Source organism: Streptomyces malaysiensis subsp. samsunensis (genome assembly GCF_024519315.1).
Taxonomy (GTDB): domain Bacteria; phylum Actinomycetota; class Actinomycetes; order Streptomycetales; family Streptomycetaceae; genus Streptomyces; species Streptomyces malaysiensis.
In genome coordinates this window covers 34,734-54,673 of the sequence record NZ_JANIIC010000048.1, presented here as the reverse complement: position 1 = coordinate 54,673, position 19,940 = coordinate 34,734, and the positions used below count along the sequence as shown (strand labels likewise).

The 19,940-nt window shown below is 70.0% G+C and carries 24 protein-coding genes and 4 pseudogenes; 4 read left to right on the top strand and 24 right to left on the bottom strand.

Features of this window, described 5'->3' with window-relative positions; genetic code table 11:
- Positions 1-428: 428 nt before the first annotated feature.
- A complete protein-coding gene (locus NQU54_RS33280) occupies positions 429-950 on the bottom strand; it encodes a hypothetical protein (protein WP_257634271.1) in 522 nt (173 codons plus the stop codon).
- Between the two features lie 3 nt (positions 951-953).
- Positions 954-1,372 (bottom strand): annotated as a pseudogene (locus tag NQU54_RS33275) (DUF1643 domain-containing protein); the annotation flags it as partial.
- 102 nt (positions 1,373-1,474) lie between these two features.
- On the opposite strand from NQU54_RS33275, the pseudogene NQU54_RS33270 reads away from it, so the two are divergent.
- Positions 1,475-1,684 (top strand): annotated as a pseudogene (locus tag NQU54_RS33270) (YceI family protein); the annotation flags it as partial.
- 232 nt (positions 1,685-1,916) lie between these two features.
- Here NQU54_RS33270 and NQU54_RS33265 read toward each other — a convergent pair.
- The 5 genes from NQU54_RS33265 to NQU54_RS33245 form a co-directional block, all read right to left on the bottom strand.
- Entirely contained in the window at positions 1,917-2,843 is a 927-nt protein-coding gene (locus NQU54_RS33265) for a YVTN family beta-propeller repeat protein (RefSeq protein ID WP_257634269.1), read from the bottom strand.
- A gap of 155 nt (positions 2,844-2,998) precedes the next feature.
- Positions 2,999-4,207 carry a Dyp-type peroxidase gene (locus NQU54_RS33260; protein ID WP_308408518.1) on the bottom strand — a complete coding sequence of 403 codons (1,209 nt, stop codon included), beginning with the start codon at positions 4,205-4,207 and terminating at the stop codon, positions 2,999-3,001.
- A 504-nt stretch (positions 4,208-4,711) separates the two neighbouring features.
- The gene (locus NQU54_RS33255; RefSeq protein WP_257634267.1) at positions 4,712-4,906 is read right to left on the bottom strand and encodes a hypothetical protein; all 195 of its coding nucleotides are present in this window, start codon (positions 4,904-4,906) and stop codon (positions 4,712-4,714) included.
- A 276-nt stretch (positions 4,907-5,182) separates the two neighbouring features.
- Complete coding sequence (locus tag NQU54_RS33250) at positions 5,183-5,689, bottom strand: hypothetical protein (protein WP_257634266.1); 507 nt, start codon at positions 5,687-5,689, stop codon at positions 5,183-5,185.
- A gap of 161 nt (positions 5,690-5,850) precedes the next feature.
- Positions 5,851-6,879: a GlxA family transcriptional regulator gene (locus NQU54_RS33245; protein WP_257634265.1), complete on the bottom strand. Its 1,029-nt coding sequence runs from the start codon at positions 6,877-6,879 to the stop codon at positions 5,851-5,853.
- A gap of 70 nt (positions 6,880-6,949) precedes the next feature.
- Between NQU54_RS33245 and NQU54_RS33240 the strand changes: the two genes are divergently transcribed.
- The 3 genes and pseudogenes from NQU54_RS33240 to NQU54_RS33230 all read left to right on the top strand — a co-directional run bounded on the left by NQU54_RS33240 (position 6,950) and on the right by NQU54_RS33230 (position 9,768).
- Entirely contained in the window at positions 6,950-7,927 is a 978-nt protein-coding gene (locus NQU54_RS33240) for an NADP-dependent oxidoreductase (RefSeq protein WP_257634264.1), read from the top strand.
- Positions 7,924-8,565 (top strand): NADPH-dependent F420 reductase, encoded by a 642-nt coding sequence (locus tag NQU54_RS33235; RefSeq protein WP_257634263.1) that lies wholly within the window; start codon positions 7,924-7,926, stop codon positions 8,563-8,565. The genes NQU54_RS33240 and NQU54_RS33235 overlap by 4 nt, the downstream gene beginning before the upstream one ends.
- Before the next feature lie 250 nt (positions 8,566-8,815).
- Positions 8,816-9,768, top strand: a pseudogene (locus NQU54_RS33230) (IS481 family transposase).
- Between the two features lie 45 nt (positions 9,769-9,813).
- On the opposite strand, the gene NQU54_RS33225 reads toward NQU54_RS33230, so the two are convergent.
- The 17 genes and pseudogenes from NQU54_RS33225 to NQU54_RS33150 all read right to left on the bottom strand — a co-directional run bounded on the left by NQU54_RS33225 (position 9,814) and on the right by NQU54_RS33150 (position 19,729).
- Positions 9,814-10,680 (bottom strand): DUF5131 family protein, encoded by an 867-nt coding sequence (locus NQU54_RS33225; protein WP_257634262.1) that lies wholly within the window; start codon positions 10,678-10,680, stop codon positions 9,814-9,816.
- A pseudogene (locus tag NQU54_RS50280) lies at positions 10,653-10,859 on the bottom strand (hypothetical protein); the annotation flags it as partial. The gene NQU54_RS33225 and the pseudogene NQU54_RS50280, both read right to left, overlap by 28 nt.
- Positions 10,860-11,313: 454 nt before the next feature.
- A complete protein-coding gene (locus NQU54_RS33220; RefSeq protein WP_257634261.1) occupies positions 11,314-11,751 on the bottom strand; it encodes a DUF4326 domain-containing protein in 438 nt (145 codons plus the stop codon).
- Positions 11,752-12,032: 281 nt separating this feature from the next.
- Complete coding sequence (locus tag NQU54_RS33215; RefSeq protein ID WP_257634260.1) at positions 12,033-12,551, bottom strand: ASCH domain-containing protein; 519 nt, start codon at positions 12,549-12,551, stop codon at positions 12,033-12,035.
- Positions 12,552-12,708: 157 nt separating this feature from the next.
- Positions 12,709-13,065 (bottom strand): hypothetical protein, encoded by a 357-nt coding sequence (locus NQU54_RS33210; RefSeq protein WP_257634259.1) that lies wholly within the window; start codon positions 13,063-13,065, stop codon positions 12,709-12,711.
- Positions 13,066-13,135: 70 nt separating this feature from the next.
- A complete protein-coding gene (locus tag NQU54_RS33205) occupies positions 13,136-13,525 on the bottom strand; it encodes a hypothetical protein (RefSeq protein ID WP_257634258.1) in 390 nt (129 codons plus the stop codon).
- Positions 13,522-13,674 carry a hypothetical protein gene (locus tag NQU54_RS33200; protein ID WP_257634257.1) on the bottom strand — a complete coding sequence of 51 codons (153 nt, stop codon included), beginning with the start codon at positions 13,672-13,674 and terminating at the stop codon, positions 13,522-13,524. The genes NQU54_RS33205 and NQU54_RS33200 overlap by 4 nt, the downstream gene beginning before the upstream one ends.
- Positions 13,671-14,177, bottom strand: a complete 507-nt coding sequence (locus tag NQU54_RS33195) for a hypothetical protein (RefSeq protein ID WP_257634256.1) — start codon at positions 14,175-14,177, stop codon at positions 13,671-13,673. Before NQU54_RS33195 ends, NQU54_RS33200 begins: the two co-directional genes overlap by 4 nt.
- Entirely contained in the window at positions 14,174-14,815 is a 642-nt protein-coding gene (locus NQU54_RS33190) for a GGDEF domain-containing protein (RefSeq protein ID WP_257634255.1), read from the bottom strand. Before NQU54_RS33190 ends, NQU54_RS33195 begins: the two co-directional genes overlap by 4 nt.
- On the bottom strand, positions 14,812-15,075 hold the full coding sequence (locus NQU54_RS33185; RefSeq protein ID WP_257634254.1) for a hypothetical protein: 264 nt from the start codon (positions 15,073-15,075) through the stop codon (positions 14,812-14,814). The genes NQU54_RS33190 and NQU54_RS33185 overlap by 4 nt, the downstream gene beginning before the upstream one ends.
- Before the next feature lie 178 nt (positions 15,076-15,253).
- Positions 15,254-15,703, bottom strand: a complete 450-nt coding sequence (gene kilB / locus NQU54_RS33180) for a plasmid transfer protein KilB (protein ID WP_257634253.1) — start codon at positions 15,701-15,703, stop codon at positions 15,254-15,256.
- Between the two features lie 12 nt (positions 15,704-15,715).
- Positions 15,716-16,582, bottom strand: a complete 867-nt coding sequence (locus NQU54_RS33175) for an AAA family ATPase (protein WP_257634252.1) — start codon at positions 16,580-16,582, stop codon at positions 15,716-15,718.
- A gap of 191 nt (positions 16,583-16,773) precedes the next feature.
- Positions 16,774-17,376, bottom strand: coding sequence for a hypothetical protein (locus NQU54_RS33170; protein WP_257634251.1), 603 nt, complete (start codon positions 17,374-17,376; stop codon positions 16,774-16,776).
- Positions 17,373-17,765, bottom strand: coding sequence for a hypothetical protein (locus NQU54_RS33165; RefSeq protein WP_257634250.1), 393 nt, complete (start codon positions 17,763-17,765; stop codon positions 17,373-17,375). Before NQU54_RS33165 ends, NQU54_RS33170 begins: the two co-directional genes overlap by 4 nt.
- A 137-nt stretch (positions 17,766-17,902) precedes the next feature.
- Positions 17,903-18,382: a DUF3307 domain-containing protein gene (locus NQU54_RS33160; RefSeq protein WP_257634249.1), complete on the bottom strand. Its 480-nt coding sequence runs from the start codon at positions 18,380-18,382 to the stop codon at positions 17,903-17,905.
- A complete protein-coding gene (locus tag NQU54_RS33155) occupies positions 18,382-18,744 on the bottom strand; it encodes a hypothetical protein (RefSeq protein ID WP_257634248.1) in 363 nt (120 codons plus the stop codon). Before NQU54_RS33155 ends, NQU54_RS33160 begins: the two co-directional genes overlap by 1 nt.
- 340 nt (positions 18,745-19,084) lie before the next feature.
- Positions 19,085-19,729 carry a hypothetical protein gene (locus NQU54_RS33150; RefSeq protein ID WP_257634247.1) on the bottom strand — a complete coding sequence of 215 codons (645 nt, stop codon included), beginning with the start codon at positions 19,727-19,729 and terminating at the stop codon, positions 19,085-19,087.
- Positions 19,730-19,940: the final 211 nt, after the last annotated feature.

The following is a 19,940-nucleotide window of genomic DNA, read 5'->3' as shown; positions in this document are numbered from 1 at the left end:
ACTCGATGGGGGTTCTCAGGCTGGAGCTTAACGAGCAGAGCACGCCATGGCTCGCACTCCCCCGGTCTTTACGCCGTAAAGGCCGTCATCGCGAGGCGCCGCTGGGCCTGACGGCGGACCTGGTGGTCGCCATCGGCACACTGTCCAGCGCCTCAACTGGGCAATCCGAATCGGTCCCTTGGGCGCTGGGCGCTGACGCAGGGCTTCACTTCCACGGGTCTCCAAGCACTGAGCGTTCTACGTCAGCAAGGAGGGCTCCCCCACCCGGTCGGGCGCGGCAGGCTCTTTACGGCGTAAAGATCACTCGTGAAACACGAAGAGCCCCGCACCCTGGAAGCGTGTCCAGGGTGCGGGGCTCTTCGGGGCGCGGATCGTCCGCAGTCCTGCGGGATGGACGGTCGATGCGAGGCCGTCTCCTGGGCGCCTACTCACTCGGAGACGGCCTCGCTGTGTATCGCGTCGTACATGGTGCAGGCCGCGCGCCAGATGGAACTCGCGCGGTCGTGCCCCTCGTGTGCGTGGAGGCGTGCCCACAGGTCGGGGAAGTCGTGCCCCATCACCGCGCTCGGTTCCTCCTCATCCATCATTCTGGCGAGCTGGAAGGTGTCCGTCGGGACGTGGGGATCCTGGTGGGTGAGGTGCGGCCGGTACGGCTGAACGGTCACGGTGGTGCCGTCCACGTGCTGGGTGCTGTGCATCTGGAGGCGCAGGCTGCTCGCGACCGAGGTCGCCTGGTGCGGGAACGCGTAAGGGCCCAGCCGGATGTCGGGGAGGCCGGGGCGCATGATGACCACGGCCAGCGCAGTACTGGAATCACCCTGCCACGGTGGCGAGAGAGAGGCCTGATTGCTCGGCGGTGTCCAGCGGGCCGGTTTCCGGGCCTGGCTCAGCCTGAGCGGGTGGTGGGGCTGTCCCAGCCGGGTGACCGCGAGGGCGCTGAGTCGGCGCATGTGAGGCAGTGCGAGGACAGCGGAGATGCGGTCCGGTCGGGCATGGATGCCCCATCCCCCGACGAGTGGACCGCCGGAGTCCTCGGCGGAGGCGGCAGCGGCGTACAGGAAGGCGTCATTCTCGGGGCCTACCGGGTCTTCGACCGTCCGAGATCGATCGGCTTGGTCGCGCGCCAGGCGTAGAGGTTGACGATGAGCAGGGCGCCGCAGCCCCAGCTCCGGGCGTAGCGGATGCAGTGCCCGCTGGTGTGGTCGTCGCTGGTCCCATCAGCGGTGCTGGGGTTCAGCAGTACGAACACTGCTGTGGGGCCGGTGTCCGCCCATTGCCGCACCAGGAGATAGCGGTACCGGCCGCAGTCCGAGATGACTGCGGCGCGCCGTATCTCAGGGGCCGCGGTGGGGGCCTGTTCAAGGGATTCCATGGCTGTCCGTTCGTACGGCGGGTGTTGTCGAAGAGATGCGCGGGCTTTGGCGGGGCCGCTGTTCCGAAGCCCGTGGACGGGCATCGAGGGCGGCTCGGCACGTCCACCTACCTCGGCGCCGTGAACGGCGGCTACGACCAGGAACTGCGCTGCGCCGCCCTCGCCACGGCGGAGCTGCACCGCGAGGACTACACCCTGAACTGGCGCAATATGCTCGCCCGCGGCATCGCCGTGGTCGGCCCCACGGTGAAGCTGGAGCTCGACATCCAGGCGATGTACCGCAGCCACGACACGCCGACGCCGCCCGAGTAGGCCCCTACCGGGCATGTGAAGGGGGCGGGCCCCGCGGCCCGTCCCATTGCCCTGTCAGATCACCGCTGCCGCTGGACGACGACCCGCCCGCATGACGACCCGCCACCCCTGGAGGCCGTTGACGACGACTCGCCGGATGACGTGCCGCCACCGCTGGTGGAGGAGGGCGAGTCGTCCTCACCACCGGTGCCGCCCGCCGAGGCGTCAGCCCGTACCGGCGTGCGTAGCGGGCTCAGCTGGCCGTCACGCCGTACGGGCTGGCGCCAAGGGTGACCGTCGCGACGACCTTGCGGGAATTCGGGTCGATGACCGAGAGAGTGCCCGCTCCCTGGTTCGCGACGTAGACCGCCTGGCCGGTGACCTCCAGATTGAAGGGGTCGGTGCCGGGAGGGCCCAGGGCGATGGTCGCCGAGACCCGGTGGGTGCCAGTGTCGATCACCGAGATGTTGCCCGGGCCGAGATCGGCGGAGTAGGCGCGACGGCCATCGGGCGCGACGGCCACGTCGAAGGGTCCCTGGCCGACCCGCACGGCGGTCGCCTTGCCGGTGCGGGTCGAGATGGCCAGGACCCGCTTTCCCACTTCGTCGGCGACGTAGGCCGACTTCCCGTCCGGGGTGATGGCGACCGCCACGGGGAAGCGCCCCGCTGGGAGTCGCCGGACGACCCGGCGTGTACGGGTGTCGATCACCGACAGGCTGCCCGACCCGGAATTCGCCACGTAGGCCGTACGACCGTCGCGGCTGAACGCCACGTTCACCGGGGACTTGCCGACCGAGATGGTTTTGGCAACCCGGTTGGTCCCGATGCCGATCACCGAGACGGTGTTCGAGCGGCCGTTGGCGACGTAAAGGGCCCTTCCGTCGGGGCTGAGACCGATACCGGTGGGGCTCTTCCCCACCCGCACGGTCTTGACGATCTTCTTTTTCCGGGTGTCAACGACCGAGACCCGGGCCGAACCGTTGTTGGCAATGTACAGGTGCCTGCCGTCCTTGGTGACAGCGATGCCTTCGGGTGCCAGGCCGGCCGGCACAGTCGCGACGACCTTGTAGGTGCGGGCGTCGACCACCGAGACGGTATTGTCCTGCTGATTCGTGACATACACCCGGCCACTGGTACCGCCCCTGGGTGCGGTCGGCACGTGCGTGGCTTCCTTGTCCACACCGGTGGACGTACAGGAGACCAACAGAATCCCGATGCCTGCCGCCAGGACCGACTGGAGCGGCCTGCCGGGGCGCCGATGGCCGCTGCCGGCCCGGGTCCGCAGGACAGAGAACATCTCGCCTCCTGTGCGCGGTGCAGTGATTCGGCCGGGGGTCAGGCTCGGGCGAGGAGTCCGCGGGCGTAGTAGTCCTTCTCGTCCCGAACACCTGGAAGTGCGAAGAAGTAGCCGCCGCCCCGTGGGCTGATGTACGGCACCAGTGCCTCGTCTTCGAGCCGGGTCTGCATGGCGATGTAGGTGTTCAGCTTCCGCTGGAAGCAGTTGAACGCATGCCCCATGTCGAGTTCCCGCAGGTTGGGGCTCCGGTCGTAGTCGTAGCTGCGGCGCAGGATGGCGCTGGTCGCAGCGGTTTGCGGGGTCTGGGGATTGGCAAGGCGGATGTGGCAGTTCAGCGGGGTGATCAGGCCCTGCGGGTCATTGGTGTAGATCGGGTCCAACACGTCCGGGACGTTCTCGCCCACCGCGTACAGCGGGGCGCCGCTCGCCTTGCGGCGGCCGAAGATCCGTTCTTGCTGGGCAACGGGCACCTTCTGCCACGCTTCGATGAAGAAGTGCACGATGCGCACCACGTGATAGGTGCCGCCCGCGGCCCAGGCCGGTTCGCCGCTCTTCGGCTGAACCCACACCACCTGGTTCATCTGGGCCTCGTCAGAGACGTCCGGGTTGGCGATGCCGTCGTGGAAGCCGAACCAGTCGCGCCGGATGCCGACGGGGCGCTCCTGATTGCGCTGGCCGTCGACGCGCCAGCGCAGCTTCATCGCGGATGTGGTGTGGGTCAGGATGTCGACCAGTGCGTGGACCGTCGTGTCTCGGTAATCAGCGCAGATCTGGATCAGCAGGTCGCCCTGGCTCATGGCGGGGTCCAGGTCGTCATGGCGGAAGGGTTTCATCGGGACGAGCTGGACCGGCTTGCGAGCGCTCAGTCCGTAGCGCTCATCGAAGAGGGACGCACCCACTCCGACGGTCACGGTGAGACCATCCGCCGCGACCGTGGGCCCCACGATGCCGTTGTCCGACGGCGTAGCGGTCAGGGGTGCCTTCGGTGGCGTGCCGCCCGCCGTGAGGAAGCGGGCTCGCGCGGTCAGCATGCGGAAGAGCTCGGTGAGTTCCTTGCGGTTGGCGGCGGTCACATCGCACGACACGAAAATCGCGACCTGTTGCGGCGCGGTGGCGATCCCCGCCTGGTGATACCCATGGAAGGGAATCACCCGCGACCTCGGCGCCGCCTTGATCTCGCCGACCGAGTCCGCGACCGCCCCACCGCCGACCGCCGCGATCCCGCCCGCCGCACCGGCCACACCCACGGCGGCACCCTGAAGAAACCACCGCCGAGCGAAGGCCCCCATCGGGCACCCACCGCCACTCCACCCCTCAGCCGACGGGGCTGGTGTCTCCTCAGCCATGGTTCCCCTCAGGCAGTTCCGACCAGCGTCCGGAGATGCGCCGGTTGTGCATGGATAGACGTTAAATTAGAGATTAACGAATAAATTAACGCATTTCGCCATGAAGGGCGCCACGAGGGTGAGGGATGAGAGGGGATGAGGGGCTCGATGAGCGATCCGAGACGGGGTGGAGGCGGGGCTGGTTTCCGTGGTGCGCCGCTCAGGGTCACGGGGCCGGCTCTTCGGTGACCGGCCCATGTTCGGCGACCAGGCCCCGCCACCGGATCCAGTGCGTGCCCGTGCAAGTCCAGCGGGTTGCGCCGCGGGTCCAGAGGCGTCCATCACGGTCCCGCACGGCGGTCACACCGGCAGGCGCCTGGAATGAGCCGGGCCCGTCCGGGCGCCAGGTGCGGGCGGCCGCTGTGCTCACTGGACGGGTGCGGGGGCCGCCTGCTGCGCCGCTCCACCATCGGCCAGCAGCTGGTCGACGGTGGGTTCGTCGACGCACAGGGCGTAGGCGATCTCGTGTCGGGGCCAGTTCCGCGCGGCGTACTCACGGGCCAGCGCCATCCAGGCGGCGGGGCGGTCGCCGGGTTCGATGTAGTCGGTGCTTTCGAGCATTGCTGCCTCCCTGAAGGCAGGTTGTCGATGGGTGCGGTCGTGGCCTGATTCGGCAAGACCGTGTGCATGGTGTGCGGCCCGTCCCCTGCTCCCCGGTGAGACAGCTCGGGAGGTCTTTACGCCGTAAAGAGGGTGGAGAGATCGTCCTGCTCCACGAGCGGTCGCGCAGGAGGCGGGCCGTGGGGCGGGTATCGCCGTAGATGAGGGGCACTGGCAACGCCCGGAAGCCGCTTCAGAAGTACGCGGGCGGCTACCGGGCCTTGTTGCTCGTGCTGCTCACACGGCTGGGTTGGATGTGACGAGCAGATCGTGCCCGTACGCCTGCATCCAGGCCGTGCAGAGGTCGTGGTCAGGGTTGGCCGGGGCGGTTGGCCAGATGCGGCGCCAGGTCGGCCGCCGGTATTCCATCGCGACCTGATCGAGGCGGTCGTGGTCGTCACAGTCACCAGCGGGCCAGTGCTCGAAGAGGACAAGCGGGCCGGGATAGCAGGCGGCGAGTTCCGCCCAGATCTCACCCGCACTGTTGGTCGTGGAGGCTCCGAGGCCGGTCTCCGTGACGATAGCAACGTGGCCTTCACCTTCGGCCTTCCAGACCCGAAGGTGGGCGATGCCTCCGTCGGCTGCGCACGCCGACCGGAAGGGCCAGGCGGGATCGTCACGGACGAGAGCGGCCCGCGCGTCGGGGACTGGGGCAGCGGGAGGAAGGGGGGCGATGGGGTCGGGTCCATTCGTGTCTCCCGAGGTCGGGGCTGGCTCCCGTGCTGTCAGCTGGCTGCCGGTCATCTGGCAGATCTCCGGCAGTGGGTATCAGCGGTGTCCTCCGCAGGCGGCGCCATGCGGACTAGGTGTTCTACCCACAGAGGTTGGTGACAGGGCGCGATCCGTACGCGTGGGACTGACTGCTGGCGATATCGCCCGCCAGGAGCGTGCGCCGATCCCGTCGCTCACTGGCGAGGTGCTCGCTCCTCGCCAGGCTTCTCGCTGCGGCCACGGAACGTGGTGCGGTACGCCTGCGGTGTGACTCCGATGGCTGTGTGCAGGTGCTGCCGCAATGAGTTCGCTGTGGCGAAGCCGACCTCCGCGGCGATCCGGTCGACCGTGAGGTCGGTGGTCTCCAGGAGATGACGGGCCTGGTTCAGCCGCTGCTGGGTCAGCCAGCGGCCGGGGCTGGTGCCTGTCTCTTCCTGGAAGCGGCGGGAGAAGGTCCGGGGGCTCATCCGGGCGTGCGCGGCGAGTTCCCGCAGAGCGAGCGACCGGTCAAGGCGTTCCAGAGCCCAGGCGCGGGTGGCGCCGGTGCCCTCGTTCCTCTCCTTGGGCATGGGCTGGATGATGAACTGGGCCTGGCCGCCCTCCCGCCAGGGCGGTACCACGCACTGCCGGGCGACCTGGTTGGCGACGGCGCTGCCGTGGTCGCGGCGCACCAGGTGCAGGCATACGTCGACTCCGGAGGCGACGCCGGCCGAGGTGAGTACGTCGCCGTCGTCGACGAACAGCACGGCGGGGTCCAATGCCACCTGGGGGAACAGTCGGCGGAACTCGTCCGCGAGCGCCCAGTGCGTGGTCGCGGGCCGCCCGTCGAGCAGCCCGGCGGCGGCCAGGGTGAACGCGCCGGTGCACAGGGAGACGATGCGGGCGTCGGGGCGGATGTGGGCGAGCGCCGAGCGGACCGGCTCGGGCAGGTCGGCCGTGAAGCGGCTCAGGTCGTAGGGCGGGAGGATGACGGTGTCGGCGCTCTCCAGTGCCTCGGGTCCGTGGTCGAGGGTGAGGGTGAGACCGGTGCTGGTGGTGACTGTGCGGTCCCCGGTCGCGGCGCAGCTGACCACCTCGTACGCCCCCAGAACCCCGGCGTAGTGGACACCGCCGAAGACCCGTTCGGGGATGCCCAGGTCGAAGAGGTACACGCCGTCGAGCGCGAGGACGACGACCCGGTGCGGCGGCGTGCTGGGGGTGGTGAGGGGTGTGGGCGTGGCCATGGCACGATTCTATGGGTTTATGACCATCTTGCCATTGGCGAGGTCAGGGCCGCTGCCGCAGCCTGGAGACATGAACACGCACACCATGCAGGCCATCAGTCAGGACATCCTCGGAGACCCGGTTGTGCTCCACTCGGTCGAGCGCGAGCGCCCGGAGCCCGGCGTCGGACAGGTCCTGGTCGCCGTCCACGCCGCCGGAATCAACCCCACCGACGGCCAGCACCGCAGGCTCGGCCTGTTCCTGGGCGAGCCGCCCTTCACCCTGGGCTGGGACGTGTCCGGCGTCGTCGAGGCGGTCGGCCTGGGCGTCTCGCTCTTCGAGGTGGGCGACGAGGTGTTCGGCATGCTGCCCTACCCGGATGGCGCCGGCGCCTACGCCGAGTACGTCACCGGGCCGGTCCGCGCCTTCGCGCCCAAGCCCGCGGAGCTGAGCCACGTAGAGGCCGCCGCGCTGCCGATGGCGGGCCTGGTCGCCTGGCAGGCGCTGGTGGACACCGCCGATCTGCGGCCGGGGCAGCGGGTGCTGGTCCTCGGTGCGGCCGGCGGTATCGGGCACATCGCGGTGCAGGTCGCCAAGGCGCGCGGCGCGTACGTGATCGGCACGGCGTCCGGTGACAAGTGCGATCTCGTGCGCGGCCTGGGTGCGGACGAGGTCATCGACTACCGCACCGCCGACGTCGTCAAGGAGGCCCACGACATCGACGTGGTCCTGGACGTGGTCGGCGGCACGGACCGGCTGCGCGCCCTGGACACCCTCAGGCCCGGCGGCATCCTGGTCTCCAGTCTGCCCGTCGAGTTCGACGAAGTGACCGCGCGCGCCTCCGAGTTGGGAGTGCGGGCAAAGAACCTGGTCGTAGAGCACGACCACTCCGGCATGACCGGCCTCGCCGCTCTCGCCGAGGCCGGGCGGCTTCGCCCGCACGTCGCCGCCACCTTCCCGCTCACCGAGGCCGCCAAGGCCCACGCGCTGGCTGAGGCGGGCGGCGCCACCGGCAAACTGGTGCTCACCGTCCACCCGCAGAGCGAGAAGACCGAGAGCCGGTCGTGACGACGCTCGGCTTCATCGGCGCGGGCAGTGTCGCTGGCCAGGTCGCCCGCAAGGCCGTGACGCTCGGCTACGACGTCATCCTCAGCAACGCGCGCGGGCCCGAGACCCTGGCGGACCTGATTGCCGAGCTGGGGCCCACGGCACGCGCAGCAACGGTCATCCAGACCGCGCAGGACGCCGACGTCGTCATGGCCGGTATCCCCATGGCGGCCTACCGAGACCTGCCCGTCGCACCTCTCCGAGGCAAAATCGTCATCGACGCCATCAACTACTATCCGCCCCGCGACGGCCACATCCCCGCACTGGACACGGGCGAGACGACCACCTCCGGGCTGGTGCAGCAGCACCTCGAAGGCGCCGAAGTCGCCAAGGGCTTCAACCACATCGCCGCGGCCGACATCACCACCGACGGCCGCCCCAGCGGCACCCCCGGACGGCGAGCACTCACGACCGCCAGCGACTTCCCCAAGGCCGCAGCGTTCGTCACGGAACTCTACGATCGGTTCGGCTTCGACACCGTGAATCTCGGCCCGCTCTCGGAGAGCTGGCGTGCCGAGTTCGGCCGTCCCGCCTTCCTCGCCGCAGTGGGCACGGCTGACCTGCGGGCTCGTCTGGCCGAGGCCCCTCGGATCGTGTGACCCGACGCAGCGATCCGACTCGGGCGTGCGCCGCGCGCCCACGCACGTGCCGTCACCCGCAACCACGACGCCAGAGCTGGACGTGGGCGCGAACGCCGTCGTGACCGCTGACGCCGGGGCGAAACGAGCCACGCCACCGGCAATCCGGAGCTCACCGCCGGCCGCTTACACAGCCAGCACCACGGCCGGGTGCACGGGACATCACCCGTGCACCCGGCCATCGTCATTTTCAGAGCCAGAAAGTCCTCGCATGGTCCACCGCAACGCACCCCTGACCGAGACCGGCCGTCTGCGTCTGGCCCGCTGTGTCGTCGAGGACCGGTGGCCGCTGCGGCGGGCCGCCGAACGCTTCCAGGTCTCGCCCACCACGGCCCAGCGGTGGGCCACCCGCTACCGCGAGCTCGGCGAGGCCGGTATGGCCGACCGCTCCTCACGGCCTCACCGCAGCCCACGCCGGACCCCACCCGCACCGAGCGCCGGATCATCAAGGTCCGCATCCTGCGCCGCTGGGGGCCTGCCCGCATTGCCTACCTTCTCGGACTGAACCCGGCCACCGTCCACCGCGTCCTGACGCGCTACGGTCTCGCCCGCCTGGCCCACCTGGACCGGGCCACCGGCCGGGTGATCCGCCGCTACGAACACGCGGCCCCGGGCGACCTCGTGCACGTCGACATCAAGAAGCTCGGCAACATCCCCGACGGCGGCGGCCACAAGGTCCTCGGCCGGCAGGCGGGCCGCAAGAACAGCGCGAAGGCGGGCATGAGCTTCCTGCACAACGCCATCGACGACCACTCCCGGCTCGTCTACAGCGAGATCCTGGTCGACGAGAAGAAGGAAACCGCCGTCGGATTCTGGCAGCGGGCCCACACCTTCTTCGCCAATGCCGGAATCACCATCCGCCGGGTCCTGACCGACAATGGCTCCTGCTACAGGTCCCACCTCTGGCGCAACTCGCTTGCCGAACAAGGGATTTCACACAAGCGGACCCGCCCCTACCGCCCCCAGACCAACGGCAAGGTTGAACGGTTCAACCTCACCCTCCTCGACGAATGGGCCTACGCCAAGTCCTACCGGTCCGAAGCCGAACGACGCGATGCCTACCCTCTCTGGCTGCACACCTACAACCACCACCGCGGACACACCGCACTCAAGGGCCAGTCACCCGCCAGTCGCGTCCCCAACCTCGCGGGTCAGTACAACTAGGCAGAGGCCGGCGGTCTTTACGGCGTAAAGACCGCCGAGGGTGAGTCAGGCTTCGGAAGCTGTTGCCCGGGCAGTGCTGAGAGGCGGCACGGCGTCGTGCAGTTGGCCGTCCAGGAGGCGCCCGGCCTTCTTCTTGCCGAGGCGGACCATCTCGACCCGATGCCCCAGTCCGTCGACCGGGTCGCCCACCAGGGCGTGGCCACGCTGGTTCCCGCCGATAGCGATGCGGCCGGACGGCGCCCACTCGCCCCATTGCTTGAAGAAATAGGGCGTGCCCACTGCGTCGCACTGATCCCGGAGATTGCGGGCCCACGCCGGGTTCATCGGGCGGGCCTTGGCACCGGATTCACCACCGGCGATGACCCAGTTGATGCCCGCGCCGGTGGTGACGTCAGCCAGGTACGGCTCCAGATCGATCTGCTGCACGAGCGGTTCACACGAGAGGAACCGGACACGGGCATTGACCTTCAGGAGGAGGGGGATGCGCTCTTCGGCGTAGCGCTGGTCTTCGACGCTGGTGCCGATCCACACGTGGTCCGGCCAGGCGTCGCCCCACGGGGCCATGGTGGCGATGTTCTCCGGCCGCTTGGTCAGCAGTTGCCACCGGAGCCAGGGGGTCTGCTCGATGAGCTTCCAGAGCCGTTCGCGGGGTTCGGCGACCTGGAGGTGGGCCTCGAAGACGTCGGCCATGGAGGCCGTGAAGACGCGGAGGGGCACGCCGGTTTCCTCCGCCTGGCGGTTCCAGGCGAGGGGCTTGCGCCAGTACTGGTCGGACAGCATCCGGCGCTCGCCGCCGCGGTGGAAGAGGTCGAGGCCCCAGCGGCGGGCGAATTGGTCCGCGTAGCAGTGTTCTTGCACCCGGGCGAGACCCGCGAGCATCCCCACCAGGGGTTGAAGGTGCAGTCCGTCCATTCGATGCCGGTGTGGTCACCCACGGGTCTGTTCTCCTGCGTGGTTGAGGGCCTTGGTCGTCTGGGGGCTTGGGGTGTGCGAGAGGTAGGAGGCGTACGCGGCCTCCGCGAAGCGCCAGGCGGCGGGTGTGTGCCGCTTCGGTCGCCACAGCTCGGGCTCGACGAGTGTCTCGAGCTCACCGTTCCCGTGGTCGAGGAAGACGCCGATTCCCCAGTAGTTCGCCTCGGACAGCAGGAAGTTGCGGCGGGGCGGTGTGGGGGTGACGACGTCGCGGGTGCAGAACGGCGCGTAGGAGCTTGCTCGCCCGATGCTGTCGCGGGTGCAGGTGGCGTGGATTGTGGCGAGGTCGACGCGGCACGGACGTACGGCGTGCCGGGTGACGACGCCGAGGGTCAGGTCCAGGATCCCGGCCGGTGCACGTCGTATGTCGGCCTGCTGCCGTGCGGTCAGGTCCTCGTGCTGGACCGGGAGGGCCTGGTGGGAGGGCCATCAGGGTGTCCAGCAGGGCACAGTGCGAGTCGCGTATGTACCCGAGGCCAGCTTCCTGGCGGCGTGCGTGTTCGGCGGCCTCGACCGTCAGGTGCAGGGTGGCGGTGCGGTAGCCGCGCGGCGACGGAGCCTGTACAGAGCCGGTCACGTGCACGTCCTGGTCCTCTCGGGGTGGTTGGCCAGCTTCAGGAGCACAGTTGCGTGGCAGTGGTCGTCTTCGCCGTCACTGGGCAGCGGGCAGGTGCAGGCCAGGTCACGGCCTTCGAGGTGTTTGAGGTCGGTGTGGACACGGCGCCGGTCGAAGGTCCTCTTGCCGACGCGGTAGGTGTCGGGTCCTTCGCCGTGGAGCCAGGCCTGGTAGCGGCTGCTGGCTTCCTTGCGGGCCTCTCCAGGTGAGGCCAGGGGCTGGGTTGTGCCGTCCGGAGCGAGGACGACGACGTCGTCGATGATGCGCCACGGGTTGCCGTAGCGGCTGCTGCGGTCGACGCACCGTGCGCTTCCGGCGCGCCAGTTCTTGGTTCGCGTGCGCCGGATACGAGCAGGGCTCGGGGGCTGTTGGTGGAGGTGGGCCAGGCGTCTCATGCTCCTGGTTCGGGCTCGGTCTGGAGGGCGGGCTGTGGGTCTTTACGGCGTAAAGACCCCGGCCTCGCGCCGGTCGAGGTGGCGAGCGCGAGACCCGGGCCTGGCTGGGGTTCAGCCGCTGAGGCGGACTGGCATCAGGAGGTAGCGCAGCGCCTGGTCGTCCGCGTCGTGGCCGCGGAGGAGGGCGGGCTTGGTGGGGCTGACGGCGGCGGCGAGGTCGGGAGGGGCAGGGAGTTGGTCCCCGGCGTTCTGGTCTTGGTGGGTGTGGTGTGTGACGGGGGCTATGCGGCGAGTCGCATGGCGAAGGCCGGGTTGGCGGTGACGATCTGGTCGAGCAGGGGCTGCTTGGGGGTCCACAGGCCCTGCATCCCGCGGGCCTTGACCGGCTGGATGCGCTGCACGCTGGTGAGCTCCCAGTGGAAGCATCCTCGCTCCGACCAGGGGGTGCATTCGCCGTCGTCGGGGTGGATGCCGGTGAGGTCGGCGATCGCGACGACGAATCCCTGAACCGGCTGGTAGTCGTCAGGCAGCGCGGCTCGTACGGCAGGCAGTGCGAGCGCCATCTGGTCGAGGGTGAGGCCGCCGTGGATGAGCAGGGTTCCGCGCCAGGTCCTGGTCCAGCTGCGGTTCTCGATTCGTTTCGCGATCGCCTCGTTCTCGAAGGCGATCAGGTCGGACCAGGGTGGCTGGATGGTCAGTGCGCGGACGGCGGTGGGCTGGCCGGATTGGGCGGCGTGCGGTTGGCGGCTGGCGGTCTGGTCCCGTGCGGGCTCGGGGACCACGGTCTGGGGGATGGGCATTGGGCTCCTTGCGAAAGGGTCGACGGCCGGCCCGAAGGGGCGGGCCCGCGGCGGGCTGGTCGGTCCTGGTGTCCCGGTGGTCTGCCGACAGGACGGTGACGGGGCAGCCGGGGCGGCCGGGCTCGGAGGTCGACGGCCGCCCCGGGCCGGACGGGAGTTACGCGCGGGCGAGAGTGTTGCGGCGGCCGCGGCGGGTGCGGTGTTGCCGGCCGAGGGTGCGCTCGGCATCAGCGATGCGCTGCCTGGCTCGGAATTGGGCCTCGCAGCGGGCTTCCAGGGGCGCGCACTTCTCGCTGGGCTGTTCGCGGCGTGCTCGGTGGCAGCCGAATCCCTCGATGGTGCCGTGCGGGGAGGGCACGTTGTGCAGGGCTGCGAGGCGGTAGAGGTCGTCGGGGGCGATCTCGGTGCGCAGCCTGATGTCGTCGGCGGAGAAGCCGTCGGCCATGAGGTCGAGGGCGAGGGCCTCGGCGGTGGTGACGGCCGGCGGGCTGGTGGGGGTGGCGGGTATCGCCATCGGAGAGTCCTTCGGTGCAGGGGGTACAGAGGGGCAGGCCGCGGTGGACCTGCCCGCGGGGTGCGGTGGTTCAGGGCTCGGTCGGCCCGCTGGTGTAGACGAGGCGCAGTGCCGGGCACTGCGAGGGAGGGGGCGATGGGGCAGCGAATGCCTCGTGTTCCGGGTCCTCGGGCTGGACCGTGAGCACGACCAGGCGCAGGGGAGTGGTCGGCTGCTCGGGCAGAGCGAGGTAGCCGGTGACCTTGAGCGAGGCTCCGGGCGGCAGCGCGGCAAGTTCCGGTGCGCCGACGGGATCGGCCAGGTAGCAGGGAAGGACGGCTTCGCGGACGTCGTGTTCCTGCGGGGTGAGCTCGTGGCCGTCGCCCTCGGGTGCGAGCAGCAGGCGGAAGCGGGCCTCGTCGCCGTCGAGGACGGCTGGTTCGGCGAGCGCGCCGCTGAGGGTCAGCGCAGGAGTGTTCATCGGGGGTCCTCCTTCTCCTGGCGGAACCGTTCGCGGGTGGGGTCTCGCTGGTCGCTGGCCGCCGAGGTGAGGGCTGCGCGCAGCGCAGCAGCGGTGAGTTGGTAGGCGGCGAGCGGGTAGAGAGCGCAGGCGTACGCGATGTCGATCACGTGGTGCCTCCCGTGTCGCCGGAGGCGGTGCGCTGTTCGTATGCGTGGATCAGGTCGCTGATCTCCGACGGGTCGTCGGTCGAGCCGATCTGGTCGCCGGTCTCGTGCCACACGTGGGTGAGTCCGTCCGGGTCGTAGATGACCACGTAGGAGGCGTAGCGCTCGATGAATGGTGTGCTCTCCTCGTCGTCGGGGTCGGGGTCGGGGAGGAGCGTGGGGTGGAGGACGTCGATCGCGTGGACCTCCAGCCACATGGCGCCGGCCGGTGTTTGGGGGAGCCGGAGGTGGCCGGCGACGCGGAGCAGGTCTCCCCGTTTGCGTTCGTTCAGGACGGCGGCGGCCAGGGCCGGATTGGCCACGACGCAGGGCAGCACGGCTTCGTCGACGCGGTCCTCGTCCGCCGCCAGATGGATACGGAAGCGGGCGGTGTCATCGCGTGGGCCGGGCAAGGTCTCCTCGTCGAGGAAGCCTTCCAGGACCACGACGTTGTGCTGTGCGGTCATCGGCTCGCCCCCTTCGTCAGCTGGAGGCGCTCTTCGGCCCCGCGGGTGGTGGTGGCTCGGCGCGGGGCGCGGTGACCGCGTCCGCCTCGGGCCTTCTTGACGTCGTACATGGCGTCGTCGACGCGTTTGAGCACGGTGGATGCGGACGGCTGCGTTACGTCGGCGATCGCGACGATGCCGATGGAGGCGGTGACGGTGAGGGGGCCGTCGGGCCACGGCACGGGGTGGGCGAGTTCGTGGGCCAGGCCGTCGGTGAAGGCCGCCACGTCGCTGTCGTTGAGGGTGAGGATGGCGACGAACTCGTCCCCGCCGAGGCGCGCGCACTCGGTGTGCCGTCCGCCGTGCTGGGCGGTGAAGTCGGCCAGGCGCGCGCCGGTTGCCCGCAGGACGGCGTCGCCGGCGGGGTGGCCGAAGGTGTCGTTGACCGGCTTGAAGCCGTCCAGGTCGAGCATGAGCACGTGGCTGGCCTGGTGCCGGCAGATCAGCCGGTCCGTGCGGCGCATCCACGGCATGCGGGTCCACAGACCGCTGAGCGGGTCGTGGCGTGCGGCGTACAGTTTGCGGCCCAGCAGTCCGGCGGTCAGGGCCCAGCCTGCGGTGGGGAGGGCGGCGGCGGTGATGACGTCGACGGCTATCACGCGGTCGCCTCGTCCGTGTGCGGGTCGACGGCGCGGACGACGGCGAAGCAGTCGTCGACGAGGGAGAAGTGGACGTGGGCGCCGTCCCCGAGGCGAATGGCGGCCATCGTGGCGTCGGCATCGGAGCGCGGCCGACCTCGGCCGTAGGAGTCGAGACGCCGGGCACGGCGGCCGCCGCAGGTCTTGTACCCGGGCGCGCTGGAGGTGGTAGCGACCTGTCCGGGGTGGGTGGTTGCGGTGCTGGTGCTGGCTGTGGTCATCTCGGGAGACCTCCTTCGTTGGGGGAGCAGGGCACGCCCAGTGCTTGCAGGCCGGGGGCGTGCCCTGCGCATGTGACGTTCGGGGGCAGCCGGATCGGGTCCGGTATGTGGGTGCGGCGGATTCATCTCACCGGGGCGCGGTGGCGTCAGCGTCTTTACGGCGTAAAGGCCAGCTGGCTCAGATGGCAGCGGCCGCCGAGAGGAACGCATGGTCCGCGGTGATGGCACGGTTTCGGCGGGCGTCCATCTCTGCACGGGTGACCGTTGACAGGTCTTCGCCGGGCCGTTTCACCGCGTAGGTCGCGTCGACGGCGGCGTCGGCCAGTCTCAGCAGTTCCGCACTGCGGGTCAGGACACGCAGCTCGTACAGGCGGAGCGTGACGTCGTCGCGGGAGGTGTTGCTTGTGTCGTTGGCGGCCTCCGTCTCGCGGGGGTCCGAGTTCTCCCGCCGGGCGATCTCCCAGCGTTTGTAGAGGTGTCCGCGGTGGACGGAGAGCTGGGACGCGAACCGGGCTGCGGTGGTGCGCAGTTGCTCCTTGCCGGTGGTGTGCCGCAGGAGGAGGGGGCCGAGGACCGTCCCGAGCAGGGTGCCGGCGACGGCGATGAGGCTGGCGAGTACGGCGTCCATCGGTGCCTCCGGTCAGCTCACGGCCAGGCCGTGGCTGTGGCAGCCGTCGCACCATGGTTCGTCGGGTGCGCCGCCGAGGTAGACGCTCTGCAGGTCTGCCGCGTCGGTGACCTTCACCCACAGCGGGCCCGGGCAGCCGTCGGTGCAGGCCTCGTTGAGGCGGGCCTGCCAGTGGTGGTCGTACGGGTCGCCGTCGTCTATCCAGCGCACCGTGATCTCACGGCCGGCCACGGCGAAGGTGCCGGCGGCGAAGCCGTGCTCGCGCTCGCTGTGCCAGGCGAACACGGCGGCCAGGTCCTCGCCGAAGGTGCACCGTACGTCGGCGAGCGGGTCGGGGTCGGCGGTGGCCGCGCGGCATAGCAGCAGGCCGAGGAGGTCGAGTTCGTCGGCGTAGTACGCGTGGTCGAAGCCCTCGTCGATCAACTGGTCGGGGGTGGGTACGCCGTCCGCCTGTCGGGAGATGGCATCGGGCGGCACCTGCTTGGCCTTCGTGCGCGTCTCCTGCCGGGCCAGGCATTCCTGCACGGGGACCCGGAAGACGATCGCCACGGTGGGCATCCGCCAGTGCCGGGCGCGCTGGGTCAGGTAGGCGCGGACACCGCGCTCACTGTTCGTGGAGTCCGCCAGGACGGGCAGGTTGCGGGTGAGGCGGGCCTCCAGCAGTTCGCGGAACACCACACTCGCGATCGGGGTCGCGGTCTGGTCTCCGGGCGACCCGGTGGCCTGCCAGCGGTAGTTGTCGAGCTCGAGCCGCCAGTCGGGCGGGAACGCCCGGGCGACGCGGCTCTTTCCGCTGCCGGCGGCGCCGACCATCGCGAGTAGGAACGGGCCGTCGGGCAGGGAGAGCGGGGCGAGTATGGAATCGCTCTGGGAACGCACGCAGTCCTCCAAAGGGCGTCGGAGGCGCACGGAGGGCTGGCGGCTTCAGCAGCCTGTCGCTCGTGCGCACAGTCAGGTGGCGGCAGTCGCCGAAGTGGATGGGAGGTGGTCCGCCGTCCAGGGGGCCGTCCGGTCCGGCGGTCCTCCGCACCGTCCCGATCCGGGATGGACCGGGACAGCACGAGGAGCCGTCAGCAGTGGGGGACGCTGATGTCCGTGGGAATGTTGCCGCGCAGCAGATCGACGCGGGTCGCGGTGCGCGCGGTCTTCCCGGCCAGCCGGAGCAGACCCTTCGCGCCGGCCGCGACGGGCTTGCGGTAGATGAGCCGGGCCGTGAACTGGCTGGTCTGCCGGGCCAGTTCTCCCGCCTGCACGGCGAGGTTCTCGAGTTGCTGCTCGGCGGCGTTCAGGTCGAGGGGCTTCCCGCCGTCGGTGAGGGGCGGAACTGGCTCGAGTTGGTCGAGCAGGCTCCGCATCAGCTTCTTGATGGCGTAACCGGCGTCGGTGAGGTCGGCGCACGACAGCCAGTGATCGAGGTGGCGGTGGCCCGCCAGGTCGACCGTGAACACGGCGGTCGGGGTCACCCAGTCCCAGTCGACCCAGGCCTGCAGGATGATGCGGTTCTCCGCCGGGTCGGGAGTGGCGCACATGGCGCGGCCTTCCCGGGTGCGCAGCACCGCGCTGCAGCGGTCGGCGTCCGGTTCAGGTACCCAGGCTTCTCCGAAGCGCAGACGCAGCAGGGAGGCGAGGCGTTCGACCGGATCGGGGGCGAGGCTGAGATCGAGCTCTTTCATCGGCGGCCGCCCTTGCGGGTGGCGAGCCACGTGGTGACCGCTGCGGCGCCGACGCCGATGAACCGGTGGAGCGCGGCGTCGAGTTCGATCCACGCGGTGCCGGGCCCGTTGATCTCCTCCTTCGGGGTGCCGTCCTTATCCAGGCGGACGGTCTGACAGTGCTCGATGTAGCCGGACTGGCCCGCCTTCTTCGCGAGCCACAGGAAGAGGGCGCCGCGGTCGATCGCGGCGTGGGTGAAGCCGTTGATGGCGGCCCCGGTCAGAAGGGCGGAGGCCGGGATGCGGTAGCCGAACGCTCGGGTGAGCGCGGTGGCCGCGCCGGTCTGGATCGCGGTGTGTGTCGCGACGTTCTCTCGGGGTCGTAGGTGCGTCGTGCACTGTCGCGTCACCCGCAGGAGGTCTGCTGTGTACGACGGTTCACGTCGCCGTGTCGTGCACGTCGGGGGGACCTCGATGCCGCTCGGACCACCAATCGGGAGCTGATGACCCAGCTCAACAGCACCCGCCAACTCGGCTGAGGCCAGGCTCACGGGACCACCGCCAGCAGCACCGCCGCGATGCCCAGGGCGAACCAGTGCAGGGCCTGGTCAGCGGCATACATCCCGTTCAGCCCGCCGACGTTCAACCGGGCGAAGTCCGGCGAGCCTGTGTGCTCCAGAACCCACCGCACCGGCCATCGCCGATCCAGCAGGGCATGAGTGCCCGCCGACCACGCCAGCGCCGCGATCACGCCGGCGGGTGACCAGTCCAGCGGCAGCACCAGCCAGACCAGGAATCCAAGGACGAGTAGCGTGAGGTGATATAGGCCGACATGGGCCAGGTTCGCCCTCCAACCGCGACGAGGGCTCGCCCCGGCAGCGACCTCCTCCGGTGTCGGGGCGCCCTTCTCTGCCGCTTGCCAGTCGCACTGGCCGGTCACGTGATCGGCGAGGTTGTGACCGACGAGGAGGAAGAAGCCGCTCCCGGCGAACGTCGCCAGGGTCATCAGATCGTCGACGGTCGCCATCAGACCATCACCGTCCGCGACACCTGTCGCGCACCGATCCGGCCAACCCCAGAGCTGCTGACCAGGAACGATGCCAAGCAATCAGCCGGTCGAGCAGGCCCCTGCCCGACAGAAATGACGTGAAGCGCGACGGCCCGGCGGCCTCGCGCGCTGGCGGTCATGGTCGGCTCGTCTGCCCGGTCGGCGTCCTCCGCTTCGACGGGGCCGCCGTCACGGTAGACGGGATGCGGGCCGTAGAGCCGCTTGCAGCGGGCGGTTTCGCTTCCTTGCGCCCAGTGATCGCAGAAGGGGTGGATCTCGCCGAACGCGGCGAGGAGGCTACCGAAGAGCGCCAGTCGCTCGATGGCGCGGGTTTGGGGCATGGTCGGGTGTACTCCTCAACTCATCAAGTCGGTAGTGGGGTTGTCGGATTGGGCCGACGCGTACGGCAGGCGTGTGCTGGCCGTTTGGAACGCGGCTGATCAGCTCACGGCTGGTAGGGCCGGTCGGGGATGACGGCTCAGGTGCGGGCCGGTGGGCCAACGGGGCTCGCGGCGTGCCGCACGAAGGGCTCGTGGATCAGCTTCGGGCTGGTGGCAGTTCTTTACGCCGTAAAGAGCGGCCCTGTGGCGCAGTTGTGCGCGCTGGGCACGATCCGCCCTGCCGGGCCTCCGCACCGTCCCGGCCTGTGAGGGACCGGGGCGGCACAGGGGGCCGGCAGGGTCAGGCCGCGACCGGCTCGTCCTTCAGCTCGCGGGTGACGTGCTGCTCCAGGAGGTCACGCACCTGATCCATGGACGTGACGGGGACTGACTCGGTCCTGGTGGCGGGGGCGACGAAGGAGTACTCGTGCCTGGGGTGCTTCCCGCTGTCGTCCTTCTCGTAGTACACGTACGCGCCGTCAGCGAGATGGAACATGGCGCTGGTGCCGTCGACGCCCACCCACAGCTCCTTCTTGTCCAGCAGGGCGCCTGCGGGGTCGACCTTCCTGGAGTGGAACGCGGCCTCGTGTGCGGCCCCGGCCTGTGCCGCCTGGGTCAGGAGGTCCATGACGTCCTGGGGGTGACTGGGCAAGGCTTCCTCCGGCTCCTCCAGGCTCAGCTCGGTCGCCGGGGAGTTCGAGGTGCGGTTGAGTGCGCGCAGCGACGCCTTGAACGAGTTGAGCAGCTGCATGACGCCGGCGGCGAGCCCGAGCCCGAGGGCGCCCCCGAGCGCCCCGGCCCAGCCGCTGGGCAGGCCCGGCGCGTTGGAGCCCACCCAGCCTCCGGTGCAAGCGGCGGCGGCTGGGATGACGACTTCGAGGCCTGCCACGGCGATCGCTCCGATGGGGGTGGCGGCCGCCGCGAGGGCTTGCTTGGTCCTGGACATGAGGATCTACTCCTGCTGGATTTGGGAGTCGGTTGGAAGCACGGGTAGGCCGTCTGGTTTGGGAGCAGGCGGCCGTTGAGAGGTGTTGCTGTCTGGCATGCGGGCGCCAGACCGTCCCATGAGGGCTGTGAACCCGAGTTGGGTCCCGTGGAGGCACCACACCGTGGGCGCTCGACCATGCGGGCGACCATCGGCCCCGACCACCGGTCAC

Coding starts and splice junctions, on each gene's coding strand:
- NQU54_RS33280 (WP_257634271.1), bottom strand. CDS start 950: ATGCGCCGACTCAGCGCCCTCGCGGTCACCCGGCTGGGACAGCCCCAC.
- NQU54_RS33255 (WP_257634267.1), bottom strand. CDS start 4,906: ATGCTCGAAAGCACCGACTACATCGAACCCGGCGACCGCCCCGCCGCC.
- NQU54_RS33250 (WP_257634266.1), bottom strand. CDS start 5,689: ATGACCGGCAGCCAGCTGACAGCACGGGAGCCAGCCCCGACCTCGGGA.
- NQU54_RS33245 (WP_257634265.1), bottom strand. CDS start 6,879: ATGGCCACGCCCACACCCCTCACCACCCCCAGCACGCCGCCGCACCGG.
- NQU54_RS33240 (WP_257634264.1), top strand. CDS start 6,950: ATGAACACGCACACCATGCAGGCCATCAGTCAGGACATCCTCGGAGAC.
- NQU54_RS33225 (WP_257634262.1), bottom strand. CDS start 10,680: ATGGACGGACTGCACCTTCAACCCCTGGTGGGGATGCTCGCGGGTCTC.
- NQU54_RS33220 (WP_257634261.1), bottom strand. CDS start 11,751: ATGAGACGCCTGGCCCACCTCCACCAACAGCCCCCGAGCCCTGCTCGT.
- NQU54_RS33215 (WP_257634260.1), bottom strand. CDS start 12,551: ATGCCCATCCCCCAGACCGTGGTCCCCGAGCCCGCACGGGACCAGACC.
- NQU54_RS33210 (WP_257634259.1), bottom strand. CDS start 13,065: ATGGCGATACCCGCCACCCCCACCAGCCCGCCGGCCGTCACCACCGCC.
- NQU54_RS33205 (WP_257634258.1), bottom strand. CDS start 13,525: ATGAACACTCCTGCGCTGACCCTCAGCGGCGCGCTCGCCGAACCAGCC.
- NQU54_RS33195 (WP_257634256.1), bottom strand. CDS start 14,177: ATGACCGCACAGCACAACGTCGTGGTCCTGGAAGGCTTCCTCGACGAG.
- NQU54_RS33185 (WP_257634254.1), bottom strand. CDS start 15,075: ATGACCACAGCCAGCACCAGCACCGCAACCACCCACCCCGGACAGGTC.
- kilB (WP_257634253.1), bottom strand. CDS start 15,703: ATGGACGCCGTACTCGCCAGCCTCATCGCCGTCGCCGGCACCCTGCTC.
- NQU54_RS33170 (WP_257634251.1), bottom strand. CDS start 17,376: ATGAAAGAGCTCGATCTCAGCCTCGCCCCCGATCCGGTCGAACGCCTC.
- NQU54_RS33160 (WP_257634249.1), bottom strand. CDS start 18,382: ATGGCGACCGTCGACGATCTGATGACCCTGGCGACGTTCGCCGGGAGC.
- NQU54_RS33155 (WP_257634248.1), bottom strand. CDS start 18,744: ATGCCCCAAACCCGCGCCATCGAGCGACTGGCGCTCTTCGGTAGCCTC.
- NQU54_RS33150 (WP_257634247.1), bottom strand. CDS start 19,729: ATGTCCAGGACCAAGCAAGCCCTCGCGGCGGCCGCCACCCCCATCGGA.